Consider the following 16,100-nt stretch of genomic DNA (forward strand, 5'->3'; position numbering starts at 1 on the left):
GCCGCGCCAGGCCGCGCCCGTTCACTTCCCCCGGGAGCTCTACCTGGCGCCCGGATGCACACGCCCGGCGCACCAGCTCGCGTAGTTTCGCAAGGTTAGGAGCGCTGACCGCCTGGCGCTCGAGCGCCGCGGTACGAGTTCGAGCCTGAACTCGCGCCAGGAAGCACACTCCGTCCAGCGGACTGGACACCAGCGCGCCGTTCACTTTCCCGGCCCACCTCCCCTCGCCCCTGAGGCCCCGCTGGCCGCTGCGTGCCCCTTTTGATGCGCGCCCCCCGGCCAGCCTGCGCGCCAGCAGCTCTGCCGCGTGACGCCCCTTTCCTGCGCGCGTGTCCCCCAACGCTTCGGGCCGCAGGCCTTTGTCCTCGGCGTGAGCCCCACGAGCCCCCGCGCAGCCCTCGAAGCACCGGCACTCCGCCCCACGCCCACCTGGGCGCGCGTGCCGTTACCAGGGCCCGGCCGAATGGCCGGAAATGCGTAAAGGCGGCCATTCGGCGTCACGGCCCCCACGCTGTTTCGCGCGCTTACGAGCCCTCGTGAGGGGCCGAAGCGCCGAGGCGCATGGCCGCTTTCCCCAGGTTGGGGCCGCCTGCCGCCCGCCGCGCGGCCCAGCTCCTCCCCCGTCCCCTTCACCGCATGTCCTCGCCGGGCTCAACCATGCCTACCGACGACGCCAGCACGCCTACCCCGCCTACCCATGACGCCAGGGTGGGGGGTGGTGCGTTTTTTCGTGGGGGTCGCCCCGTCGGGGCGTGTACCTGGGGCCCTTTTCGAGAGGGTCAGCTCCGAAAAAGTGAACACCCCTCCCCTGATCATTTGCGGCCGGTAAGTGGACGCCTCGCGCTGTTCACTTTCGCCGGCTGCGGCGGCTGCGCCTGGAGCGGCATGCGCGAGCGTTGCGCACGTCCGTCCCCCACCGCCTCCGCGCGGCACCCCGGCCCAGCCAAGGGCTCTCGTGGGCGCTCAGCGCGGAGGCGGCATTCCCCATCAGCAGGGCAAGTCCTGCGTCACGCGCACCAGCTCGTCGTCCGAGGGGTGCGTGTAGATGACCGTGGAGTCGATGCTGCGCTGCCTCGCGAAGCGCTGGGTGAGGCGGATGTCCCGCGTTCGCCTATACACCCCGGTGCATGCGGTGTGGCGCACGGCGTGGAAGTTGAGGTGTCTCTCCAGGCCCGCGCGCTGCTGCCAGACTCCGAAGCCGTGGCGCACCTGCCGCGTGGACAGGCGCAGGCCCTTGCGGCTCAGGAAGAGCGGCGCCTGGGGGCGCACGTCGTGCCCCTGCGAGCGCTTCAGCCGCAGCAACTTCTCCAACTTGGCACGCACCGTGTCCGAGAGGACAACCTCTTGGGGGCCCGGGTGCCGGCGGCTGCCCTTGAAGACGGTCAGCGTCACATGCCGGCGTGCGCGCCTGCGCTCGTCGAAGATGTCGCCGATGTTGAGGGCCACCAGTTCGTGCTCTCGAAGGCCCGATGCGAGCGCGAGGCTGTAGAGGCAGTGGTCTCGGTATCCCTCCTTGTGCTCCCCGGTGGCTCGCAGCAGGCGAGTCACCTCCTGTTCCGTGAGGGTGCGCGGGGCTCGGGCGACAGCGGCATAGGCAGACATGGCGACTCCTTCGTGAAGAGGACGCGGCCATGCACGCTCTGGGGCGCCCACAAGACAAGTCATTAACCGCACGCCCCATTGCATCCACCGCCGGGGCCGCAAGCGGCCCTGGCATCTCCAGCGTCAATAGGGAGGAGTCCCTGTGAATCAACTTGTCGCATTCAACTTCGAGTCGCACCACGTCCGCGTCGTCATGGACGAGCAGGGTCAGCCATGGTTCGTCGCCGCCGACGTCTGCGGGGCGCTCACCCTCAACACCGAGCAGACGCGGCGCCTCGGAGACGACGAAAAGGGTCTGCGTACTGTGCAGACCCCTGGAGGCCCACAGGAGATGACGGTGGTCAACGAGCCGGGCCTCTACGTGCTCACCTTCACCAGTCGCAAGCCCGAGGCTCGGCGCTTCAAGCACTGGGTGACACACGAGGTGTTGCCCACCCTCCGCAAGACGGGCAACTACACGGCGCCAGGTGCTTCGCCACAACAGCCGCACCTGGCCCCTTCCTCTCTGCTCCAAGTCCAGGTGCTGGCCCACCTGGAAGTGGCCAAGGCGCTCACCACGTTCGTTCCAGGGCTCAAGCCGGAGCTGGCGGCGGCCTGCGCGCTCGATGCCATCCACCAAGACACAGGGCTCGCGATGGAGCCCCACCGCAAAGGGCTACCAGCTTCCGCCGAGCCACCCGCGCGGCTCAACGCCACGCAGCTCGGTCAAAAGGTCGGGCTGACCGCCCGGAAGATGAACCTCCGCCTGGAAGCATGCGGCCTCCAGCGGCGTAACGAGCGCGAGGAGTGGGAGCTGACGGACACAGGCCGGGAGTACGCCGAGGCCGTCCCCTTCAGCCGCCATGGTCATTCGGCCTACCAGCTTCTCTGGCGCCCCGAGGTCCTCGGCGTCCTGGAAAATGCCGCTCGCTCCTCGTCGATGAGCGTCGACCTCGGCTGACGGAGGACAGCATGACGCTCGTCATCGTCAAGCGCACCGAGGATGACCTCACCCAGTGGCTGGCCACCGAGTCCGGATTCATTTCCGGGCTGTGCCAGCACGACAACGAGCCAGTGGTGCTGGAGCCGTACCAGCAGTCCTTCCTCGACAACCGCTCCCGCTTCCGTTGGGTCACGAAGAGCCGCCAGGTGGGCTTCTCCTTCACCTTCGCGCTTGAGGCCCTCGCGCGCTGCCACCTACGTGACGGCCACACGGCCGTCTTCGTCTCGTACAACCTGAGCGATGCCGTGGAGAAGGTGCTCATCGCACGGCAGGTGTACGAGGAGCTGCCGACTGCCTTCCAGAAGAAGCTCGTGACGGATGCCAAGACGGAGTTGGCGTTCGAATCCAACGCCAAGGGCCGGCGCCTCTCGCGCATCATCTCTGTTCCCGCCAAGCCTCCGCGCGGCAAGCGTGGCGATGTCTACCTCGACGAGCTGGCACACCTGGTCAACGACCGCGAAGTCTACACAGGCAGCACCGCCCTCATCCTGCGCTCGCATGGACAACTCACAGGGGGCAGCACCCCGCTGGGCCGGCGAGGCATCTTCTGGGAGATAGACACCCAGGAGCTGCGGAAGTACCCGCACCACACACGCCAACTGGTGCCCTGGTGGCTGTGCCGCTTCTTCTCCCTCGACGTGCGGCGCGCCTCGGTGGAAGCCCCCTTCATGCCCACCGAGGAGCGCGTCGCGCGCTTCGGGCGCCCCGTCCTCGTGGAGCAGTTCGACTCTCTGCCGCTGGAGGACTTCTGCCAAGAGTTCGAATGCCTTTTACGTCGACGAGTCCTACAGCTTCTTGCCCTACGAGCTCATCCTCCCATGCACCACCGACGAGCTGCCGCTGGCCCAGGACGCCTCCGACGTGCCCCTGCCCCAGGGGCGCCTGGTTGCGGGCTTCGACGTGGGCCGCATGCGAGACCGCTCCGAGCTAGCCGTCTTCGAAGAGATGGAGGGTCGCTTCACGTGCCGCCTTCTGAAAAGCTTCGAGGGCGTCCCCTTCGCGGAGCAGGAGGCGCACCTGCGGCGCCTTCTTTCTGTCCTGCCGGTGGCGCGCCTCAGCGTGGACAGGAGCGGTATCGGCATGAACCTCGCCGAGAACCTGGCGCGCGACTTCACCCAGGTAGTGGCCGAGAACTTCACCAACGAATCCAAGGAGCGCTGGGCCACCGACTTCAAAATTCTCCTTCAGCGCCGCGATGTCACCCTGCCACGCCAGCGTGAGCTTGTCGGGCAGATTCACTCCATCAAGCGCAGGGTGCTCCCTTCCGGGAAGGTGTCCTTCGACGCCGAGCGCACCAACCGCGGGCATGCAGACAAGTTCTGGGCCGTCGCCCTGGCGTGCCAGCGCGAGCGGGGGCCCGAGCGACGAGGGACCGGGGAGATTGGCGTGCGGGTGATTGGATAGTCTCTACAATCCAGGATATTTTGGCGCCAGCACTTCGGGGGACTCATGGCAAAGCCCGCATCTACGAGTCAGAATCTTACCTCCGCGTTCCTCAACGCGGCCAAGCAAGCGCAGGCAATTGCCCTGAAGCATAAAGTTCGGTCCAAGCAGCAGCTACTTGCCCAGTTCGCCACGGAGCCCTGCGAGGACCAAGCGGTCGCCACAGTGGAGTACACCGAAGACGGATTTCGTTTCGTGGCCGGCGGCAGCCTTCAGGAAACCCTCTGCCACACGCAGTTCGAGCGCGTTGGCTTTGACAAGGAGAAGGGCTGGAACTTGGGAGAAGATGGCCTCCTGCTCATGGTGCTGGAAAGCCCTCATGAGGGCGAGTTCGATCAGAACATGAAGCCCAAAGGACCGGCTCAGGGTACAACTGGCGAGAACATCGGGAAATATCTGGAGCGCCAGCACCATCATCTGCCGCATTTAGCAACGGTCGCCCATGGACGCTACCGACTGGTCCTAATGAACGCCATCCGATACCAATGCTCGCTGGGAGTGTCTCCGACATCGATCTTCCGAGACTTCATCTTCCGCAAAGTGTGGGAGCAAGGCGGACGGACCAACTTCGTCACGAGGCTGAAGAAGTACCTGAAGGGCGTGGAAAACCAACTCATATTCGTTTGCTGCAGCAAGGGGGAGACAATACTGCCAGTCAAGAACGGTTCGGACATGGCAGACCTGCGCGACCTCGTCTACGATGCGGCAAAGAAGGTGGTCGCAGAAGACAGGCTCTTCCGGCGCCCGCATCCGAGCAGCGGATGGTTCTGCAGGAAGCCTTCCCTCCGGAGGCGCAGAAAACAGCCGACGAGAAGGCGGCAAAGATGACGCCTTGATGTCAGCGGCCACATTGTTTGTCACAGAGAGAAGTGATGCCAATGGAGTCACCTCCGGCAAGAGAGCTGTTCGGCCGCTACTACGCAGATGCACTGCGAATTCGCGATGCAGTCCGCGACTGTGCTCCGCTTGCCAGCTGGTTTCCTCTGGAGATAAAGCGTTTCCCACCCATTATCTGCTTTGGTTTTCCCACTGAATCCTCGGAACGCATCCCCTTGGTAACTCTCGGAATCAACCCGAGCACGGACGAGATTCGCGACGGCCATATAAGCTGCGATGAATCCCCCGACGTTCAGTTCCGCGACCAAGCGCGCTACTTCGAACGTAGACCGCTCAAGTGGTTTGAACGGGCTCAACTGGTCATGCAGACCCTTTCGGAAGATCTTCCGAAGGATCGACGCGCGACCTACGGAGGCCGCTTTTTCGGAGGCAAGCGCAACACAGTTCACCTGGACCTCACGCCAGTGATCACCGCCGCCATCGACGGACCCAAGAAGGCAGCGCAGAGAGCGAAGCGTCCGTTCGCTGAGCCGGCGGAGATTCACCTCCTGTTGACACTAGGGGCCCGGGGAATCCTCGAGCCCCTTCTCTCGGCATTCATCGAGAGGCATGGCGTAAGAGTCGTCGTGGCACTGGGTGGCTTGGACAGGCTGAACGCGGTGGGGCTCAGTACGCACACCTGCCCGCAGAAGTGGCCGAGCATCCAGTGGGCGTCACTCGGCAGCGGCCCGAGCGCCCAGTGCGCGGACAACGAGCTTGTTGCGAGAACCCGGCTACAGACCAAGGCGGCTCAGCTCGTGCAAGAAGCACTCATGGTAGAGAGTCGCTGAGGGCGCACGGCTTCCCGCCGTGGCTGTCGTGCGCGTACCACCGCCCGAGCAAATAACGACGTGGACAGAAGATATGTCCACAGGCTTGGGCCAAACTGGGTCGGAGCGGTTCATGAGGGCAGTCCAACCGATTGGGATTCCCCTCGCCCGAATCCGTTCACGTCGTATTCCGGCCCGCCCCCTACAACCATCGACCTTCAGCCAGGCCTGCCGCCGGAAGGGGTACGCCGAGCAGATGCGGCGCCACGTCCACACCTCGCCCCGCGTCCACCAGTCCGCGAGGCAGGGCAACATAGTCTGATGGCGGGAGGGGTCTCCGAGGACTCCAGGGGGTATGCGCGACACGACAACCTCGCCAACCTATACTCGGGCCCGCAGGACTATCTACCGGGGGCGCTATGAGCGATGTCGTGACCGTGACCGGAAAAATCAGGGCGGGACCGCTAGAACAATCCTCTGGCGGTGACTTCAGACAGAAGTCTCCATGACCGATCCCATCCGTTCCAACAGTCCTCCGCCTTATGAAGGAACTCCCTTCATATCCAACAAGAGCATCGACCATGACACAGCCTAAAGCGCCTCTCCTCGCCGAGAACGAAAAGCGAGATATCGCCCCAGCCCTCCTCGAACCTATTGAATATCGAAAATCCGGACTCAGCCTAAACCACATCATCGGCTGCCCACTAGACTGCGCCTACTGCGTACGCCACCTATTCCACAACTACGAAATGAAGCAGCCCCACAGGATCACAGACGACGAAACAGCAGCCTCAATGCTCGTCTCACACAAGTACTTCCAGCCCAACATCACCCCCCTACAAATATTCAATCGTGCCACCGATCCGTTCCTACCCACAGTAAAGCCGCACCTATTTCGAGTGGCCGAACTTCTGGATCAACGCGGCCTCACCAACCACTTACTCATCATCACTCGTTCAAGAGTTTCCATCGACGACTGCAACCGACTAAACGCAATCAAAAATCTAAAAATCACCCTTCTCGTCACCTACTCCGGAATTGACGACAAGAGAGTGGAACCAATTGACAGCAACATAGCCATAAAAGCGCTCACGCGCGCCCACGAAATGGCAGAGAACTATCGAGTTGTTCTCTACTGGCGCCCACTAGTATCAGGCCTCAATGACAGCCCCTCACACATCAAGCGTGCGCTCCAGCTTTCCACTCACGCACATGCCACTGTATTTACTGGCCTATTTTTTCGAGAGGAGATCCAGTCCTACTATCGGAAAATGGGCCTACCCGAACCTGCCAACCTACCGGCGCGTCGCAAGATTCTTGTTCGCAGCCTAGAAGATCGCATTCTGACCGAATGGCACAAGACAGGAAGAGGGCCTCCTCTTTTCAGAAAGACCTCTTGCGCAGTTTCGTTTGCCCACCGCCTTTCGGACTACAACGGGCATTACGGCATCAGGGAGCTTTGCGACATCTGCCCCGTCGATCAAATTCGTCGCTGTGCCGATGCTTTTCGTAAGCCCGAGGCCCAAGCCATTGCCGATCTTGCACTGTCTCTAGGCGCATCAGCAATTCCGACAATTGACGACCGTGCCATACAGACCAGCGGTCTAAACGAGGAACCACGATACTTCATGCAGCACACTTTCGGGTATCAGGTACACGACATTCGTCATCCGCATCTACCTCACAGACACGGGCGCGCGGAGATTGGCTGGACAGACGAACCTGAATCCCGAACTTCATCCAGCGAAGACTGAGGCGTGCGAATGAAAGACCCTCTATTCAAACCATGGAACGAGGCATCGTTTGTCGCCGTCGACATTGAGGGGAATGGATACAATCCCGCCGAAATCATTGAAATCAGCACCGTACTCATTACCCCCCCAGGAATCGCTCAACGACCAACCACATGGCTTGTACGACCCGCCCATAAAATATCCCGACGCGTGACCGCAATTCACGGGATAAGAAACAAAGATGTCGCAAGCGCCCCAACAATCGACAGCATTCGCGACGAGCTGAGCATTCAGCTCAGCGACCACTACTTCATCGCCCACTACGCACACGTTGACCATGAAGTCCTCAAACGGCAACTACCAGCCTGGGAACCAAGAGCCGTCATCGACACGGCAAAACTTGCCCGCAGGCTCCTACCAAGACAAGACTCCTACAGATTGACGGCAATTATTGACACCCTTGGTCTCGAGGAACAGTTACGCGCCATCGAATCCACACCCCATCGAGCCACCTATGACGCATTCGCAGCTGCGCTCATCTTCTTACGCCTCTGTAAAACGAATTCAGGCAGAGAGCTTACGCTCTCCGAGATACTCGACACAACTCGAGAACCCTCCCAAAAGCAGAGAGATCTATTCACATGAATACACTCATCATAGGGATCGCCGGAACCCATTCGACCGGAAAATCAACCTTCGTCGAAACATTACAAGAGAGAATCTCGTCTCAGGGTTTTCGGGCCGAAAAAATTGGAGACCTCGCAACGAACGCACGAAGCAAAGGTTTTCCAATCCTGCGGGACCACACATTTGAAAGCACGCTCTGGCTCATGGCCACAGGCATTCAGCGTGAACTTGAAGCACTAAACAGCCAACCAGACGTACTATTTGTCGACCGGCCGCTACCCGACGCACTCGGCTACCTCTTTGCGGCTCTCGACCATCGGGCCGAGATGATCCGAATTGAGGAACGTCGGTACCTAGTAGATCTCGCACGAAACCACGCTCAGCGGTACGGCATTGTTTTCTTGACTAGCCCGGATCAGAGCATGGGCATCGACAAATCGAAGGAGCGCGACCACGACGAGGCTTTCCGCATGAACGTAGCCAGACAGATGCCTAAAGTATTTATGGAACTTGGCATCAACACTCGGACACTCACCTTCCGAAACCGCGGCCAAGTTCTCGACGAAACAGTAGCTGAAATATTGGGCCACCTAAACGGCATCAAACCAATTGTCACATCTGGCTCTTCAACGTCTGGAGCCCTGCGCTGAATCCCAGTCCACGCACTACTCAACCAGGACTGCGCATGACCTAAGAGCCTCCCTCTCAACTCGACGAGGGAATCCCTCAGGACGCAGATGCCCGCCGGCTTCATCATAGCTACCTACAACCTGCTGCTGAGGATGTGGCTGGTTGCCGGATAGGTAGTGACGACCGCCCGCCATTGCGGGCAATCTCATCAAGGGAATCTTGCCCTCGGCTAGCAGTCCCCTCGGGCTGTCAACGCGGGCTTCCTCAAAAGCGTGCTAGAGGCTCGACAGCGTTCGGTCCTTGACCTTCAGCCAGCCCTGCCGCCGGAAGGGATACGTGGAGTAGATGCGGCGCCACGTCCACACCTCGCTCCGCGTCCACCAGTCCGCAAGCGGCTGGAGGCCTACGTCCCGCAGGTTGCCGAGGCCGCGGTAGCCGACGCCGTCGAGCCAGAAGGCGGCGTTGGACTCCAGTACCAGGACTTTGTCCGTCTCCGGGTGGAAGCCCACGACGAGGAAGGTGCCCATCAAGCGCCATTAGCCGCGCTCCTTCCTCCCAGCATTACAAGCCACTCGCAGCGAGAACGCCAAATCGTCGGGCAGGACTCATTCCAACCACCGTCGTGTCCCACAGTATCGACTCTTCGAGTTCGTCCTCACCTCCTTTGCTTTGAAGCTTGAACTAGTTCGCTGGGAGGGAGGCCGCGCACACGCTTGAAGGCGACGCTGAAGGAGAATCCATCTGCGTAACCGACTTGGGCAGCCACGCTCGTCACCGTTGCGCCGGGCTCGAGCAAGAGGTCCGCAGCAATGGCCATCCGCCAATCAGTAAGGTACGCAAGTGGTGACTGTCCAACTAGGTCGGCAAAACGGCGGGCGAACGCTGCTCGCGATAGACCGGCCTCTTTAGCGAGAGTTGCGACAGTCCAACGCCGAGCAGGAAACTCGTGCATGCGGCGTAGAGCAGCTCCGATTGCATGGTCAGACAGTGCCTTGTAGCCAATCGGCGGGCGCACATCCGCACGCGTAAACCACGACCTCAGCGACCTCACGAGGAACAAATCCAACACCCGATCCAAGACCACCTGTTGCCCGGGCTCATCGCGATCAACCTCAGCGGAAAGCAACGCAAGTAACGGCTCAATCCGTGGCTCTGGCGGAATCACGGCTACGTCTGGAAGTGCCTCTAGTAGGCGTTCCGAGACCTCTCGGTACATCGGAAACTCTGCCGTGACGAACAGATGCGAACCCGTTGCGTCGAAACCGAATGTTCGGGGACCGAGCGCGAGCTTCGCTTCCACCGCCTGAGAGGCGTTTCCAGCCAGCGCGAGCGGCAACCGACCATCAATGATCACCTGAGGTCGCGTTCGTGGATGGTCCGCAGCAGTGAACGGTCGTCCGCTTCGGATAAGGACAACTCCATGTTCGACGACCTGCACAGGCACAGCCCCTTCCACAAGGATCCACACCGCTCCTCGTAATGCGACCCCCATAACCAAGGGAGCAGGCGCGCTAAAGCGGATGGCCCATGGGGGCTCCAGAACGGACTGGCAAAACACCGCTCCCCTAGCACGCACACCCCCTAAGTAGTCGTCTAGAAGATCCATCTTGAGACGATTTCACATGAAATATGGATGCGCAACCATGGAACGTCTCAGCGCGCCCCAGTAAAGGTGGAGTATGTCCAATTCACCTATTCTCATTCTTGGTGCTCGTGGAAAAACGGGACGTCGGGTCGCCGACCGGCTTGAGCGCCTCGGAAGAAGCATCCGTACCGCATCTCGGACTGGTAAAACACGTTTTGACTTCACTGACCCTACAACGTGGGCATCGGCACTCGCCGGTGTCACAACGGTATACGTTGTACCAATGAGTGGGGAGCAACCCGCCGAGCCACAGGCAGTCCAGCGATTCTTCAAGCAGGCAGAGGAGTCAGGCGCTCGACGCATGGTGCTGCTCTCCGTGCGCGGGCCGAAGGGGACGCCTGACCCTGCCCAGGAGCCCCTTGAGCGCGCACTACAGAAAAGCAGCATGCAGTGGACGATCCTTCGCCCCTCCTGGTTCGCGCAGAACTTCAGTGAAGGCATCTTCGCTGAAGACATCCGTTCCGGTCAGCTCGCTGCTCCTGCTGGCGATGGGCACGAAGCCTTCATCGATGTCGAGGACATCGCCGACGTTGCCACCGCTGCTCTCATTGACGAGAGACACGCCGGCAAGGTCTACGAATTGTCTGGCCCCGAGGGGCTCTCCTTCGAGACTGCTGTCCACAAGATTGCCACTGCTCTCGGCAAACCTGTCCAGTACCTTCCTGTCGCTCCAGAAAAGTACGTCCCGATGCAGATTGCGGCAGGACTTCCTGCCGAGGTTGCCGAGGTCGTTGCACAGTTGTTCGATGCGATACGGGAGGGAGCAGGGAGTTACGTCAGCGACGGCGTCCGGCAAGCGCTGGGACGAGAGCCGCGTTCGTTCGACGCATTTGTGAAGGACGCCATCGTCACAGGGGCCTGGAAGGCCTAACGCGGCCAGAACCCTACGCTGGACCAGAGGGGGAGCCCCAAGCCCCCCTTTGCATTGCATGGTCTCCGTTTGTTGGACTCAAGCATGGCCGTCAATCGATACTCCCCCCACAGTTCCTGCGCGTGGTGCTCCACGTCTCGCTCGATAGATTCGAGAGCAGTAGCCTGGGCAGTAACTGGGGTTTAGGGGATTAGGGCTCAGCGCCCCGCTCGCGCCTTGATCTTCAGCCAAGCCTGCCGGCGGAAGGGATACGTGGAGCAGATGCGGCGCCACGTCCACACCTCGTTCCGCGTCCACCAGTCCGCAGGCGGCAGGAGGCCGACGTCCCGCAGGTTGCCGAGGCCTCGGTAGCCGACGCCGTCGAGGCCGTAGGCGAGGTTGGACTCCACCACCAGCACCTTGTCCGTCCTAGCGTGGAAGTCCACGACGAGGAAGGTGTGCCCCGAGCCCCACTGACTGCGCCACCCCTGGATGAGTGTCCAGGGGTGGGGCGGCACATCCGCCGACGGTGCCACCAGGGCCATGCCGGACTCGACGGCCGCCGTCACGGGGGAGAAGTAGTCCTCTGTGGAGGCAATCATCATCTGCCTGTGGCGTCGCATGTCCCACGAGAAGGCCGCGCCATGCGCCTCGGAGAAGGCCTTCACCAGCAGGGCCTCGACGAAGGCGCAGCAGTTGTTCAGGCGGGGCGGCGCCAAGGGGACACGAACGCCCGGCAGCGCCCACGGGTAGTACGCCCTGTTCACGTCGTACCGGTAGTCGACGAACGCCCACAGGAGCGCGAAGACACGCTCCTCCAGGATGGCCACCGACTCATTGGCGAACGACAGCCGGGCCATGGCAGGGGCGCGCTCCTGGGAGACGAGCGTCGCGTAGCGCTGCGTGCGCCAGCGCGTGCACACCCAGGTGTCGAGCGCGCCGAGCTTCGGCACCAGCAACCGGGCGTAGTCCGTGTCGGGCGTGGGGTAGCGGGCCCTCTCCTCGAGCACGAGGTAGTCCCCCGCTTCGACATAGTCTTCGGGTGACTTGCTCGTGTCCGGCAGTGCGAAGCCGCGCAAGCGCGCGGGCAGTCTCGCGACGCGGTAGGTGTCCATGGTGTCTCCTCGGTGTTGAAGGGCCCCAGCGCTTTCGCCATCGACGGCGCGACGAGCCGCCCCTGGCATGTCGCAGTTCGTCTCGACACACCCGCAAAGCACTCCCACCCGATGTCCCCGAAATCGGGCCCGAAGCCTTTGTCTTCGCTGGAGGCAAGGCGTGCGGCTCCCAACGCCCTCTGACGCAGGGGGCCCCCCTCCCACCGTGCGCCTTGCCTCCTCTTCGTGTGGGAGGCCCGTGTGCAGAGCGTCGTCAGAGTCTTCGTCCTCGCCTCGCCCTCGGGCGCGCCACACCCGGGTCCGGAGTTCACCGTCGAGGCCAGCACCCACGATGGCCTGCTGGAGGCGGTCCACGCCGAGCTGGCTGCCCGCAGTCAGCGCATGCGCGCCGTCTCCCACACCCCCACGGGCCTCCTGGCTTACGTGGAGGACCGTCCGTGACGGGGCCCGCCGCAGTCCACCAGGCCGAGCAGCATCTCCAAGCCATCCTCAAGGCGGTGGTGGTGGGCGCCCGCGTCGACGAGCCCGCCAGCCGCCCCGGTGGCGAAGACGCCTTGGCCTTCAGTGAGGCCGGTGCACTCACACCTCCCTATGAGCCGGAGGCCCTCTGCCTCCTCGTCGAGCACTCCAATTCACTACGGCAGAACGTCGATGCCTACGCGACGAACATCGACGGCTTCGGGTACCGATTCGAGCCCGCCATCGACTTCGACGGCGATGGGGCCCGAGAGAAGGTGGCCGACGCCATGGCTCTGGAGCGCCTGGCCGCCCGTGACGCGGGCACGCTGCCATCGGGGACGTCCCTGCGCCCCACGGACGAGGAAATCGCCGCGCATGAGGAGGAGGTGCGCATTCAGGCCCGGGTCGAGAAGGCCCGCCTGGAGTCCTTCTTCGACTTCGCGTGCTTCGACGGCAGCTTCGTCGAGCTCCGAAGACGGACGCGCCACGACCTCGAAGTGACGGGCAACGCGTACTGGGAGGTGCTGCGCGACGGCAAGGGCGACATCGCGCGCTTTGTGTACGTGCCCTCATTCACCGTGCGCCTCCTCTCTTTGGACAAGGAGGCCGTCGAGGTCCGCGAGCGCGTGCGCATCTCCGCCATCAGCTTCGACACGGTGAGCACTCGACGACGCCTGCGCCGCTACATCCAGGTGCAGGGCAGCGAGCGGGTATACTTCAAGGCCTTCTCTGACTCGCGCATCATCTCCCGCCTCACAGGCCGCGCCTTCCCGGACGTCGCCGCCCTCAAGGCTGCGGACGCTTCGGACGGCCCGGCGACAGAGCTCATCCACTTCGCCATCCACTCGCCGCGCTCTCCCTACGGCATCCCCCGCTGGGTGGGCACCCTGCTGTCCGTCCTCGGCTCCCGGCAGATGGAGGAGGTCAACTACCTCTACTTCAACAACAAGTCCGTCCCGCCCCTGGCCCTTCTCGTCTCAGGAGGACGGCTCTCCGACGCATCAGTCCCGAGGATCGAACGCTTCATCGAGGAGAACCTCAAGGGGAAGGCCAACTTTCACAAAATCCTCATTCTCGAGGCGGACGGCTCCGGCACCGCGGACGGGGGACGCGCGAAGATTGAGCTGCGCCCACTGACGGACGCGCAGCAGCAGGACGCCCTTTTTCAGCAGTACGACCAACGCAACATCGACAAAGTTGGCAGCGCCTTCCGTCTGCCACCGCTGTTGCGCGGCGACGGGCGTGACTTCAACCGCTCGGTGGCGGAGGCACAGTTGCGCTTCGCTGAGGACCAGGTCTTCCAGCCCGAGCGCGACGAGTTCGACTTCCTCCTCAACCGCAAGGTGCTCGCGGACATGGGCGTGCGCTTCTGGAAGTTCAGGTCGCAGACGACGGCCACCCGAGACCCGGAGCGCATGACGGAGATGGTGGAGCGCCTCGTGCGCGTGGGCGTGCTGACACCCGAGGAGGGCCGCCAGTTGGCTGGCGACATCTTCCACAGGGAGTTCCGGAAGATTTCGGACGACTGGGTGAAGCGCCCGCTGACGCTCACGCTGGCGGGCATTCAGACGGGCGTCGAAGACCTGAAGCCCCAGAAGGACAAGGGCTCGCTGCTGGGCGAGGCCAAGCGCCTGCTCGGACTACGAGAAGAGCTTCGTGCCGAGGAGGAGCGTCTGGCCCAAGGACGCCTGGCGCTCGCCCGCCGGCACATGGACACCGAGCACGTCCCCGTGCCGCAGGAGGAGTTCGACAGGTGGTTCTCGGCGGGTGCGGCATGACGCCAGAGCAGCTCCAGCACGCGTGGGTGCTCCAGGCCCAGGCCGACGCCGAGCGCGGTGTCCTGGAGTGCCGCATGTGCCGCAGGCGCGGTCCCCTGGACGAGACGACGACGCTGTGGCGCAACGGCCTCCTCGTCCTCGCGCTGTGTGACAGGTGCGCGGCCAGCCACGACGTCGTCTTCAGCCCCACTCCGGCCGGCGTCGAGGTGCGCGCCAGGCGCCGCCGCCCCGTGGAGTTGGTAACGCAGGAGGCTCCTCATGTGCCTGGCCCCCGCTGACAGCCTGCTCGTCATCCACGAGGCGCGCGCGGTAGCGGACACCCTCCTGGGGGACGCCTTCCGGCTGCCGGTGGCCAAGGCCCTGGACGTCGGCACCGCCGCGGGCATGGACCGCGCCGTAGCCCTGCTTGCCGCGCGACTTCGCCGCGCCGTCGGGCGCGCGGACGTGGACGCCATGCGGGAGGCGGTGTCCGTCCTCGACGTGGACTGGCGGAAGACGACGGCGGCCCAGCGCAGACGCCTCGTCGCCCAAGCCCTGGAAGCCGCTGGCCGGCGGACGGCCGTCATCCCGTCCCGCATTCAGGCGCCCCTCGGCGACGCAGCAGACGAGGTCGTGGCGTCCACCCGCAGCCACGCCCGGCGCGAGCAGGGCCTCGCCCTCGCTGCCCGCTTCAACGCCCTGGACAGGCGCGTGGCGCAACACATCGTCCGCACCCAGGGCAACTTCGTGCGGGACGAGTACGGACGCCGGCTGAACGCCTTCGGCGCAGAGGCCCGGCGCCTCGTGGCTGAGGGACTGGAGGCCGGCCTCGGGCGAAGCGACATCGCCGAGTCCTTGGAGCGGGCCGCGCGCGGCGCGCTCATCGAGCGAGCCCCCTTCTACTGGGAGGTGGTGGCAAGCCACTTCATCGGCCAGGGGCGCTCCTTCGCCCAGATGAGCAGCTACGCGGAGGCCGGCATCCGCCGCTATCGCATCGAGGCGGTGCTCGACGAGGTCACCACCCACACGTGCCGTTTCCTTCACGGGAAGACATTCGCCGTGGCGGATGCCCTCCAGCGCTTCGAGCGTGTCCAGTCACTCGAGCATCCAGAGGATGTGAAGCAAGAACTGCCCTGGGTGCGCGAGCGCCTCGATGCGGACACCGGGCGTGCCCTTCTCTACGTCAACCGAGGCGGCCAACAGACGCGCCTGGCCGAGGTGCTTCGCTCAGCCGCCGGCACCCGCGACGACGTCGGCGAGTTCCGCGCCCTCGCTTCGGACAGGCAGCTCGCGGACGCGGGCGTGGGCTTCCCGCCGTACCACGGCCTCTGCCGCACCACGACACGCGCTATCACTGACGGTACCTAACAAAGTCAGGACTGTGCGGGGCAACGACAATGGGACTCCCCAGCTTGTGGGTATGAGTTGCAAACTCGGGCTCGACGCCTTCTGGCAGCGCATAGCGCTGCGGCTGTTTTATGCCTCCGAGGAACATCTCTGCGCCGCCCCTCCCGACAAGCCACACAGGATTCGGGACTTGCCCCTGCAGGAAGCCAGGGGACAGCGGCGAGCACAGGAGCATGAATCCGGACCGATGTCAGGATAGATTGG

16 protein-coding genes and 1 pseudogene are annotated in these 16,100 nt (G+C 63.4%); 13 read left to right on the top strand and 4 right to left on the bottom strand.

The features are described 5' to 3' along the window. Positions 1-987: 987 nt before the first annotated feature. Positions 988-1,602, bottom strand: a complete 615-nt coding sequence (locus LZ198_RS37085; protein ID WP_253976872.1) for a tyrosine-type recombinase/integrase — start codon at positions 1,600-1,602, stop codon at positions 988-990. A gap of 142 nt (positions 1,603-1,744) precedes the next feature. Between LZ198_RS37085 and LZ198_RS37090 the strand changes: the two genes are divergently transcribed. From LZ198_RS37090 to LZ198_RS37125, 8 genes and pseudogenes are all read left to right on the top strand, one after another. Further along, the gene (locus LZ198_RS37090) at positions 1,745-2,542 is read left to right on the top strand and encodes a BRO-N domain-containing protein (protein ID WP_253976873.1); all 798 of its coding nucleotides are present in this window, start codon (positions 1,745-1,747) and stop codon (positions 2,540-2,542) included. 11 nt (positions 2,543-2,553) lie between these two features. Then, positions 2,554-2,994, top strand: a pseudogene (locus LZ198_RS37095) (terminase large subunit domain-containing protein); the annotation flags it as partial. A 385-nt stretch (positions 2,995-3,379) separates the two neighbouring features. Continuing rightward, the gene (locus LZ198_RS37100; RefSeq protein WP_253976874.1) at positions 3,380-3,988 is read left to right on the top strand and encodes a phage terminase large subunit family protein; all 609 of its coding nucleotides are present in this window, start codon (positions 3,380-3,382) and stop codon (positions 3,986-3,988) included. Positions 3,989-4,033: 45 nt separating this feature from the next. Then, positions 4,034-4,855, top strand: a complete 822-nt coding sequence (locus tag LZ198_RS37105) for a hypothetical protein (RefSeq protein ID WP_253976875.1) — start codon at positions 4,034-4,036, stop codon at positions 4,853-4,855. 50 nt (positions 4,856-4,905) lie between these two features. Continuing rightward, positions 4,906-5,694 (top strand): hypothetical protein, encoded by a 789-nt coding sequence (locus tag LZ198_RS37110; RefSeq protein WP_253976876.1) that lies wholly within the window; start codon positions 4,906-4,908, stop codon positions 5,692-5,694. 560 nt (positions 5,695-6,254) lie between these two features. Further along, a complete protein-coding gene (locus LZ198_RS37115; RefSeq protein ID WP_253976877.1) occupies positions 6,255-7,427 on the top strand; it encodes a hypothetical protein in 1,173 nt (390 codons plus the stop codon). Between the two features lie 9 nt (positions 7,428-7,436). Beyond that, positions 7,437-8,051: a 3'-5' exonuclease gene (locus LZ198_RS37120; protein ID WP_253976931.1), complete on the top strand. Its 615-nt coding sequence runs from the start codon at positions 7,437-7,439 to the stop codon at positions 8,049-8,051. Then, positions 8,048-8,683, top strand: coding sequence for an AAA family ATPase (locus tag LZ198_RS37125; RefSeq protein WP_253976878.1), 636 nt, complete (start codon positions 8,048-8,050; stop codon positions 8,681-8,683). The genes LZ198_RS37120 and LZ198_RS37125 overlap by 4 nt, the downstream gene beginning before the upstream one ends. 255 nt (positions 8,684-8,938) lie before the next feature. Here LZ198_RS37125 and LZ198_RS37130 read toward each other — a convergent pair whose 3' ends face one another. Next, entirely contained in the window at positions 8,939-9,190 is a 252-nt protein-coding gene (locus tag LZ198_RS37130; RefSeq protein WP_407667498.1) for a hypothetical protein, read from the bottom strand. A 128-nt stretch (positions 9,191-9,318) separates the two neighbouring features. Then, on the bottom strand, positions 9,319-10,269 hold the full coding sequence (locus LZ198_RS43740; RefSeq protein ID WP_407667496.1) for an AraC family transcriptional regulator: 951 nt from the start codon (positions 10,267-10,269) through the stop codon (positions 9,319-9,321). Positions 10,270-10,342: 73 nt separating this feature from the next. Here LZ198_RS43740 and LZ198_RS37135 point away from each other — a divergent pair, with 73 nt between their 5' ends. Further along, entirely contained in the window at positions 10,343-11,179 is an 837-nt protein-coding gene (locus LZ198_RS37135) for an NAD(P)H-binding protein (protein WP_253976880.1), read from the top strand. A 197-nt stretch (positions 11,180-11,376) separates the two neighbouring features. Here LZ198_RS37135 and LZ198_RS37140 read toward each other — a convergent pair whose 3' ends face one another. Next, a complete protein-coding gene (locus LZ198_RS37140; RefSeq protein ID WP_253976881.1) occupies positions 11,377-12,273 on the bottom strand; it encodes a hypothetical protein in 897 nt (298 codons plus the stop codon). A 240-nt stretch (positions 12,274-12,513) separates the two neighbouring features. On the opposite strand from LZ198_RS37140, the gene LZ198_RS43535 reads away from it, so the two are divergent. The 4 genes from LZ198_RS43535 to LZ198_RS37160 are packed head-to-tail and all read left to right on the top strand — an operon-like array spanning position 12,514 to position 15,857. Continuing rightward, positions 12,514-12,714 carry a hypothetical protein gene (locus LZ198_RS43535; RefSeq protein WP_253976882.1) on the top strand — a complete coding sequence of 67 codons (201 nt, stop codon included), beginning with the start codon at positions 12,514-12,516 and terminating at the stop codon, positions 12,712-12,714. Continuing rightward, positions 12,711-14,510, top strand: coding sequence for a phage portal protein (locus LZ198_RS37150; RefSeq protein WP_253976883.1), 1,800 nt, complete (start codon positions 12,711-12,713; stop codon positions 14,508-14,510). The genes LZ198_RS43535 and LZ198_RS37150 overlap by 4 nt, the downstream gene beginning before the upstream one ends. Beyond that, positions 14,507-14,788: a hypothetical protein gene (locus LZ198_RS37155; protein ID WP_253976884.1), complete on the top strand. Its 282-nt coding sequence runs from the start codon at positions 14,507-14,509 to the stop codon at positions 14,786-14,788. Before LZ198_RS37150 ends, LZ198_RS37155 begins: the two co-directional genes overlap by 4 nt. Beyond that, positions 14,769-15,857: a phage head morphogenesis protein gene (locus tag LZ198_RS37160; protein WP_253976885.1), complete on the top strand. Its 1,089-nt coding sequence runs from the start codon at positions 14,769-14,771 to the stop codon at positions 15,855-15,857. The genes LZ198_RS37155 and LZ198_RS37160 overlap by 20 nt, the downstream gene beginning before the upstream one ends. The last annotated feature ends 243 nt before the right edge of the window (positions 15,858-16,100 follow it).

Source organism: Myxococcus dinghuensis, assembly GCF_024198235.1.
Lineage (GTDB): Bacteria > Myxococcota > Myxococcia > Myxococcales > Myxococcaceae > Myxococcus > Myxococcus dinghuensis.